The organism is Porphyromonas somerae DSM 23386 (assembly GCF_000372405.1).
GTDB classification, from domain to species: Bacteria; Bacteroidota; Bacteroidia; order Bacteroidales; family Porphyromonadaceae; genus Porphyromonas_A; species Porphyromonas_A somerae.
Genome location: NZ_AQVC01000032.1, coordinates 18820 through 27074, shown reverse-complemented (window position 1 = coordinate 27074; position 8255 = coordinate 18820). Strand labels below are relative to the sequence as shown.

The window sequence follows — 8255 nt, the reverse complement described above, 5'->3', positions numbered from 1 at the left end:
CTTCGTTTCCAATTGTTTTTAGTCCCTCTGGTAGTGTTATGAAAGTGAGGCTCCGGCAAGTGCTGAACGCATAGTTTCCAATTGCTTTCAGTCCCTCTGGTAGTGTTATGGAAGTGAGGCTATGGCAGTATCTGAATGCTTCGTTTCCAATTGTTTTCAGTCCCTCTGGTAGTGTTATTGAAGTGAGGCTTGAGCACTGGCTGAATGCACTCTTTCCAATTGTTTTCAGTCCCTCTGGTAGTGTTATTGAAGTGAGGCTTGAGCACTGGCTAAACGCACTCTTTCCAATTGTTTCCAGTCCCTCTGATAGTGTCATGGAAGTGAGGCTATAGCACTGGCTGAACGCATTGTCTCCAATTGTTTTCAGTCCCTCTGGTAGTGTTATGGAAGTGAGGCTCCAGCACTGGCTGAACGCATTGTCTCCAATTGTTTTCAGTCCCTCTGGTAGTGTTATGGAAGTGAGGCTCCAGCACTTCCAGAACGCATCGTCTCCAATTGTTTTTAGTCCCTCTGGTAGTGTTATGGAAGTGAGGCTCTTGCACTGGCTGAACGCCCTGTCTCCAATTGTTTTTAGTCCCTCCGGTAGTGTTATGGAAGTGAGGCTATGGCAGCAGCCGAACGCATTGTTTCCAATCGTTTTTGGTCCCTCTAGTAGTGTTATGGAAGTGAGGCTTGAGCACTGGCTGAACGCACTCTTTCCAATTGTTTTCAGTCCCTCTGGTAGTGTTATGGAAGTGAGGCTCTTGCACCCGCTGAACGCTTCGTTTCCAATTGTTTTTAGTCCCTCCGGTAGTGTTATGGAAGTGAGGCTCTCGCACCCGCTGAATGCTTTGTTTCTAATTGTTTTTAGTCCCTCTGGTAGTGTTATTGAACTCAGGCTACTGCACCAGGAGAACGCTTCGTTTCCAATTGTTTTTAGTCCCTCTGGTAGTGTTATGGAAGTGAGGCTATTGCAATTGCAGAACGCACCATCTCCAATTGTTTCCACAGTACTTGGTACAGAGTAAATAGTCTTAGAGGAGCAGTAGGAGATGAGGTGAGTCTTATCTGCTGTGAATAAGACATTGTCCTCTATACAGAAGTGGGGGGAAAGATTGTTGATTTTTAGTTGTAAATACCGAAATGGGTTCTCCCCAATATTGGTGAGAGACTTTGGAAGTGTTATGGTAGTGAGTCTATTGTACCCACTGAATGCTTCGTTTCCAATTGTTTCCAGTCCCTCTGGTAGTGTTATGGAGGTCAGGCTATCGCACGTACTGAACGCTCCGTTTCCAATTGTTTTTAGTCCCTTTGGTAGTGTTATGAAAGTGAGGCTCCGGCAAGTGCTGAACGCATAGTTTCCAATTGTTTTCAGTCCCTCTGGTAGTGTTATGGAAGTGAGGCTATGGCAGTATCTGAATGCTTCGTTTCCAATTGTTTTCAGTCCCTCTGGTAGTGTTATGGAAGTGAGGCTCTCGCACCCAAAGAACGCACTATCTCCAATTGTTCCCACAGTACTTGGTACAGAGTAAATAGTCTTAGAGGAGCAGTAGGAGATGAGGTGAGTCTTATCTGCTGTGAATAAGACATCGTCCTCTATACAGAAGTGGGGGGAAAGATTGTTGATTTTCAGTTGTAAATACCGAAATGGGTCCTTCCCAATTTGTAAACCCTGAAATGGGTTCTTCCCAATATTGGTGAGAGACTTTGGTAGTGTTATAGAAATGAGGCTCTTGCACCCGCTGAACGCCCTGTCTCCAATTGTTTTTAGTCCCTCTGGTAGTGCTATGGAAGTGATGCTCTTGCACCAGCTGAATGCTTCGTTTCCAATTGTTTTTAGTCCCTCTGGTAGTGCTATGGAAGTGAGGCTCTCGCAGTTATGGAACGCATCGTTTCCAATTGTTTCCAGTCCCTCTGGTAGTGCTATGGAAGTGAGGTTATTCCCCCAAAAAGATAAAAATGCATTATCACAGATGACTGTTACGGTGTTGGGCACGACGTACGATTTCAAGTCACGTGGTGCTTTGAGTAGTCTTTTTCTATCTGGGCTGAACTTTACGCCATACTCATCGGTGTAGGCTTCTTCAAGGTCTTGGTCAGTTACCTCGGTTGAAAGGACTTCAATGACAGGCTCCTCTGGTCGGGTGGTGGAGAAAAGCGAAAAGGAGGTGGCAGCAAGGTTTTGTTCGGCATGAGCCAATAGAAAGAGGGAGAGTAGCTTGCTTAGCTCTTGGTCTGCAACCAACTGCCAAATGGAACTCAATGCGTCGCTGGTAGTGAGATCTAGATAGTCATTGGCACTGAAGAGGAGACGGTCGGGAGCACCAAAACGATCAAGTAGATCGGGATTCAAGGTGATCGCCTTGAGAGAGAGTGCGATGGAGGCGAGAGCGAAGTCATCGATGGTGGCATCAAAGTCTTCAGCCTTTCGCAAGGGGTGACGGAAGTCCTGCGTCCCCAGCGTCGGTGAGCTCTGCCCCGCCATACTCGGAACAAATATACCATCGTAATCGATCAGGGTGAGCTCCCCCTTTTCTCCCACAATGATGTTATCGGGCTTGATGTCTCCGTGGGCAAAGGGTTGGCTCCGTAGCCAGGATGCCATCTTGCAGAAGAGGTGGCAAAGGAGCCCCATCTTGTAACTATCTTGATAGTACTTAGCGATGTAGTTCTCCATCGTCTGCCCCTCGACCCACTCCATCAGGAGGACTGGAAAGTCACTCTCGCTCGACACACTGCTATCCACAAAGAGCTCTCGATCGTAGTATCTCATTGAGGTGAAGTAGTCACTCCGCATTCCCTCCAGCTCGGCACCTATTTTTCGGTAAGCCTCGGCACGCCCCTCCTGCTCCTCGGTGAAGCACTTGAGGGCATAGAATTGACCTGTTTTGGGGTCTTTCATCTTAAAGACCACGGCAAAGGCACCACTACTTCTGTAGGGCTCTCCATGTTCATCGGGTACTGGCACCAGATGCTTCAACTCTTCCAGATTATCACCTGCATTGGCGATGGCCTTCACATACTCAGATAGATTCGGATACTGCATCTCTTCATCAAACTCTCATTATAAAAATACTGCACACACCCTCCACTTCACAAATATACCCTTTTTTGCCCATCCACTACCTAAATATTAATGAAATCCTCAGGGGTTACGCATTAAGAAAGCCTTACCGTAGGGCTTTCATAGGTGTGTCTATAGGGGAGGACTCCGGCTGAGGGGTCCGTGTTAAATAGGCACAGGTCGAGGCACGTAGTGCCGAAGACCTGTGTATATCGATGCGTAAAATACCCTTGCGACCCCGGTTGAGGGGTCGGACAACCATATCTAGGTCTGACCCCTCAGCCGGGGTCAAGGAGATGGTGAATATGTTCTTACACACAGGTCGTTCGGGGCTTTGCCCCTCCGACCTGTGCCTATTTAACACGGACCTCTGCCGAGGTCCTTACCCTATTTATCCTCAATAGCTTGTATAGATCATTCGTACAACAGTCTCAAATATTAATGAATAGGTAGGTGTAAAATACCCTTACGACCCCAGCCTAGGGGTGGGGAGGGCAGGGGTAAGGCATTAGGAAAGCCTTACCGTAGGGCTTTCATAGGTGTGTCTATAGGGGAGGACTCCGGCTGAGGGGTCCGTGTTAAATAGGCACAGGTCAAGGCACGCAGTGCCGATGACCTGTGTATAACGATGTGCAAAACACCCCTTCGACCCCGGCTGAGGGGTCGGACAACCCTATCTAGGTCTGACCCCTCAGCCGGGGTCAAGGAGGTGGTGAATATGCTCTTGCACACAGGTCGTTCGGGGCTTTGCCCCTCCGACCTGTGCCTATTTAAGAGGGACCTCTGCCGAGGTCCTTACCCCATTATCCTCAATAGCTTGTATAAATCATTCGTGCAACAGCCTCGACTTGTCCGACCTGTCTGATAAGGCGTTTTGGATAAGGCGTGAAGGACCTCTGCGAGGTCCTTTTTTTGGGGGGCGCCAAATGAAGGTAGCCCGAAGGGCTTTCATGGTGTATTAACCCAGCCTTCCCCCACGGCAGGTATGCGAAGCGTACCTGCCGTGGAGAAGGTTGGGTAGAGGAATAGACCAAAGTTAACTACCCCGAAGGGGTTGCACTTCCATACGATAATGTGGATATGCAACCCCTTCGGGGTAGATTGGTTGTGGCGTCTTCGATGCCCAAGCTTCTCCTTCAGGCTCGCTGCCGCTCGCCTTCGGGGGAAGCTTGGGTTATTAGACCGTGTAACCCCTTCGGGGTATTCTCTTTGGGGTGCCTTATCGAGAATGGCACTTCGTGCAACAGTCTCTTGTATTTCGTTAGCGACGCGGATAAAGTGCTTGAGTGCTTAAAATAGGTTAATATTTGTCGGGAGAGAGGGGAAGGTGGGGTGAAATGAGGAGGTTGTTGTATAGTGTTATAAACCAATGGGTTAGGAGGGTGGTGGTTGAGACCGTATCAAAGCGTTTGCTGAGACCGTATCTAAGCGATCGGCGAGTTGCAACTAAGCGATCGGTTTGTTGCAACTAAGCGATTGCTTTGTTGCATCTCAATGGAGGCTCTTGTAGGGTGTTGGAAATCAGTGGGTTGTGAGGGGGTGGTTGCGAAGCCCTATTTTGGGTAGTTTTTCACTTTATTTCACAGTTTCTTTTGGGGTACCTCATCGGACAGGTCAGACGAGTCGGACAGGTCAGACGAGTCGGATCAATTCTTTTTCAAACTCATCTTGAGAATGGCACTTCGTGCAACATTCTCGACTTGTCCGACCTGTCCGACTTGTCCGATAAGGCGTTTTGGATAAGGCGTAAAGGACCTCCTCGCGGAGGTTCTTTATCGGGGTGCCTTATCGAGAATGTTGCACGAAGTGCCATTCTCTTAAAACTAAGATGAGTTTGGGGGGTATGGGTTTTGTGGTGGTGGGGGATTTCGTTACATTTGCGTAGTGACTTTATTGAACTAAAATTGAAGATATGAAAAGACTTTATTCTCTCTTGGCTGTGATAGCTTGCTTATGTCTGCTGTCGTGTGGTAGTGATGTGGAAAAGGAGGCTGCTCCGAAGGAGGTGATTCGGGTAGCGGTTTTTCAGGGGCATGGAGGTTCGGAAACCTGTGTCTGGGAGGCAAAGGCAGCGGTGGAGATGGACCCTTCGCTGGAGTGCCGTTTGCTGACCACTAAGCAGATCAATGAGGGGGCTCTTGCCGATGTGGATGTGTTGGTGGTGCCTGGTGGAGGGGGTAGCCGTCAGTATCTCAACATGGGTGGTGAGGGCCGTCGAAAGGTGCAGGAGTTTGTGGCCAATGGCGGTGGCTATGTCGGAATTTGTGCTGGCGCTTATCTGATCACCGAGACGCCTAACTACGCTTGTCTGGCGATGAGTGGTGCTGAGGCACACGATATTGAGCACGACAATCGGGGTCGGGGGATTGCAAAGGTGACGCTGACGGATGAGGGGAAGAAGTTATTCCCTGAGGTGGCGGAGCAAGACACCTTATATATAATGTATTATGAAGGCCCTGTGGTGCTACCTCGTGAAGGAAGTGAAGTTGCTTATCACTCTTATGCAACGATGGAGAGTGATGTGCATGTGGAGGGGAATGCTCCCAGTGATATGACTAATGGCAAGAGTTTCCTCTATATTGCACAGTATGGTAAGGGGTGGACTGCTTCGGTGGTGGGGCACCCTGAGGCAACGCCTGGAATGCAGTGGATGCTCTCTCGGTTGGTTCATAAAGTTTCGCCAAGGCAGATGGCATCGGAGCTTCCAGCTAAGTTTATAGACCCAAGTAAGTTCGGCAAGGAGCTATTGATGACGGAGGAGCGTCGTCAGGCGGAGGGGGAGGCTTTTCAAACCTTCCTTTATGGCGATGAGGAGGCAAAGCTAACAGCGATCGATTGGCTAATGCAGCACAACTCTTGGGATGCTAAGCGGTGGATCCAAGGCTTGATATTCGATGCCTCTCCTGCTGTGCGAAAGTGTGCTGCAGAGTGGATAGGCTGGGCGATGTACCGCACCTATCTTCCCGACCTAGAGGTCGCGTACAATGTGGAGTCCGAACCTGAAGTAAAGCAGGCCATCGGTAATGCGGTGGAGCAACTGAAAGTGGAGTAGCGGAGCACCCGGCAGGGTGCCACTCAGCTTGCCCCCCGGTCGAGGCTCGCAGAGCCGATGACCGGCGGGATAGGTGTCGATAAATATTATTTGACCCTTGTGGTCGCACTTGGATGAGCTTGTGCGACCACAAGGGTCAATTGATTATATTGAGACTGTTGCACGAAGGCGATCTGCGGTGTTGCTTTCGGGATTCGGGCTAAGTCACGTACGTGAGTACGCTCCCAGCGCCCTTGGTGGGGCCTTGGTGCCCTACGGCACCTTGCCCTTATCCTCAGGCCTTGCATCTCATCCTTCGTTCAAAGTCTCAACACATTTGATCAAATGTGCAAGAGCATATTCACTACCTCCACGCCCCCGGCTGAGGGGTCAGACCTAGAGATGGGGTTGTCCGACCCCTCGGCCGGGGTCGTAAGGGTATTTTACATCTATCTATACACAGGTCTTCGGCACTACGTGCCTTGACCTGTGCCTATTTAGGTCGGACCTCTGCCGAGGTCCTTACACATAGCCCCTCCCCGATAAAAACCATGTGGTAAGTCTTTTCTAATGCGTAACCCCTGTTTCTGTACACTTTAACTAGGTTTAACTTGAAATATTTTTGTTTCGCCACGGTGAATCGCTATATTTGTCAATCTAGCTGATTTTATAGTGTTTTTGAATTTAGTAGAATAATAAGTAGGATGATTGATTTTATTAGTGATTTATTTAGTGTTGGTCAGACCATTTACCTCACGCAGAGTAATGACGTGGAAATTGGTGGTAAAATAGTTAAGCTTAATAATGACTTTATTGTTATTGAGAGTGAGGATGGGAATGTGATTGGGGTGCGCGATGAGGCTATTAGAAGTTTTTCGAAGGAGCCGGTAAAGAGTCTATCGACCCCTCGGGCGTCTACTCATTCAGAGGGCTACCCCTCAATGAAGTCTGAGCAGGGGTCTTGGAAGCGTGAGCTACCTTTTGAAAAGGGGGCTTCAGTCGATTCTCCGAAGGTTAGCAAGCGATCATTCAGACAATATAAGCCTGGCGATAAGATCCCGATAGAGTCTCTAGCGAAGCGAGACCCCTCATTGGCCAATACCTGGCGCAGATCGGAGGAAGATAGGCTAAGATTGCGTGCGTTGAGGGAGAAGGTGCAATCGGTCTTTGATGAGATCATGAGCGAGGGTCAAGACTTGGATCAGGAGGTGCCTGCGATTGGGGCGATTGTGGATCTGAAGCCAAGCTATCAATTTGGTTTTATTGATGATGTGGAGACTGGAGAGCGGTATTTCTATAATCGTGGAGATATCGTGGATAGGGATCTGCTTAATATGGTTGGCGAAGGGATTAAGGTGGTCTATTTTAGGGGTTCAAATCACAAAGGTCCTGCCGCGAAGAGCATTCACAGGCCTAATACCATTGGTGGTCTATTGGCTATCGCTATGGACTTGGTGAATGAAGAAGACTTTATAAGGGCCAAGATGGTGCTTCAGAATATTCTTTATGCTTACCCTAGTAGCCACTCAGCTACTGCAATGCTGGAGGAGTTATCGGCACAGATGGATAGTGGCGTGCCAGGAGCAACAAGCCACAATAATGGTCTCTACATTCAAGCAAGGAAAGCTCTGGAAATGAAGAATTATGACTTGGCGGAAAAGCTTTATCGGGAGTGTATTGAAAAGGGTATCCGCAAAGTGAATAGCATCAAAGAGCTAGCACAGGTCTATATCTCTCTACATTCGCAAGAAAAGGATGAGGCGCAAAAAGAGTTGTATAGAAAGAAGGGCCTTGAATTTATAGAGGCACACATAAATGAATTGCCAGAGAAGCCAAGCACTAAGTTTAGCCTAGAAAATATCTATTTTGCCCTTGGGGATTATGTGAAGCATATTGAAGTGGTAGAGGATATCATAGCAGATAGTGGTAAGAATGGAGACTTAGCACAGTATGTTTTTTATCTCAATAAGGCAGCTCAAAGCTATCTAAGGAGAAATGAACTGGATAAAGCACTCGATGCTGCGAATCAGGGGCTTGAGGTGGAGGCGGATAATCTCCACTTGTGCAAAACTAAGATGACTATTGAGGAGGCGATTGCTCATCATAACTCTCTAGCAGAGCAGGACGAGGATAATGAGAAAGGCGGTGGTTTCTTTGGTCTATTTAGCAGATAAGGTAGGG

Annotated in this window: 3 protein-coding genes; 2 read left to right on the top strand and 1 reads right to left on the bottom strand. The window is 48.5% G+C overall.

Going from position 1 to position 8255, the window contains the following annotated elements; translation table 11 throughout:
- Positions 1 to 3025, bottom strand: a 3025-nt coding sequence (locus A3GK_RS10600; protein ID WP_040576056.1) for a leucine-rich repeat protein, incomplete at its 3' end; no start/stop codon positions are given.
- Between the two features lie 1930 nt (positions 3026 to 4955).
- Between A3GK_RS10600 and A3GK_RS0107015 the strand changes: the two genes are divergently transcribed.
- Positions 4956 to 6095: a BPL-N domain-containing protein gene (locus tag A3GK_RS0107015; RefSeq protein ID WP_018028759.1), complete on the top strand. Its 1140-nt coding sequence runs from the start codon at positions 4956 to 4958 to the stop codon at positions 6093 to 6095.
- Between the two features lie 683 nt (positions 6096 to 6778).
- Positions 6779 to 8248, top strand: coding sequence for a hypothetical protein (locus tag A3GK_RS0107010; protein WP_018028758.1), 1470 nt, complete (start codon positions 6779 to 6781; stop codon positions 8246 to 8248).
- Positions 8249 to 8255 lie beyond the last annotated feature (7 nt).